Here is an 811-nt window from a genome sequence, read left to right on the forward strand (position 1 = left end):
CTGAAGAGTTCTAACCTGGCCGGGCAAGAAACTCCCTGGAAATCCAGGCCGCTCTTGGATCTTACGTGGGAACCGCCTCATAGGGACGAAGTCGCGCCCATTTGTTCCGTTCCTCGCGAAAGCTCTGGCAGCCCACCACATCCCATTCCATCTCGGTGCCCCCATTGCGGATATTGACATTGATCTGGGGGCCCTGCGGCTCAAAATCCGGCGTCAGTGTGAGATGAGGTTGCTGATGCTGCGCTTCCACGGCATGGTAGGTGGTACAGCGATCCACGTAGTAGCAGTGAATACAAATACACATGGCTGCTGCCTGCAAGAAACGGTTCCCAATCTTGAGGGTAGCATCCTGCCTCCTTCCAGACGGCGGATCCCCTCTTTCTCAGCCGATTCTTGAGATATTTCTTAGCAAAGAGAGGCATCTCCTCGTCTCTCGTCTAAAATCTCGACATATTTCTCAGGATGGGGCTTGATCTGTCCTTAGGATCGAACCATCCAGGCTATCCAGAGGAACTGCCATGAACACCCACACCCGCTACCGCTTCACCTGCACCCTCTCCTTTGGAGATATCTACGGCCAGATCATCGTTTGGCTGATTGTCATCTTTGCCAGCTTGGCCGCTGCCCTCTCCCTGATGAATAGCCCCCTCTACGCTTTTCTCACCATTGCTCTGATTTTGGTGATCTCCCTGCCTTTCCTGCTCTTCGCCTTCGTGACCACCCTGCTCAATCACATCGAGTTTGCCGTTGTCCCTCCTGAGGAAGAGGAAAATCGCGCTGCTGCTGCCGCTAAGTCGCCCGTGGCCGTCAG

Annotated in this window: 2 protein-coding genes; one reads left to right on the forward strand and one right to left on the reverse strand. The window is 54.6% G+C overall.

Features of this window, described 5'->3' with window-relative positions; all coding sequences use genetic code 11:
• Positions 1-61: 61 nt before the first annotated feature.
• A complete protein-coding gene (locus NW820_RS12960) occupies positions 62-304 on the reverse strand; it encodes a Ycf34 family protein (RefSeq protein ID WP_011434378.1) in 243 nt (80 codons plus the stop codon).
• A 214-nt stretch (positions 305-518) separates the two neighbouring features.
• Between NW820_RS12960 and NW820_RS12965 the strand changes: the two genes are divergently transcribed.
• On the forward strand, positions 519-811 hold a 293-nt coding region (locus NW820_RS12965; protein WP_414407718.1), incomplete at its 3' end, for a hypothetical protein.

Source organism: Synechococcus sp. R55.7, assembly GCF_047461955.1.
GTDB lineage: Bacteria > Cyanobacteriota > Cyanobacteriia > Thermostichales > Thermostichaceae > Thermostichus.

Bases quoted from the DNA above. Each gene is read 5' to 3' on its own strand.
- NW820_RS12960 (WP_011434378.1), bottom strand. From the start codon at position 304: ATGTGTATTTGTATTCACTGCTACTACGTGGATCGCTGTACCACCTAC.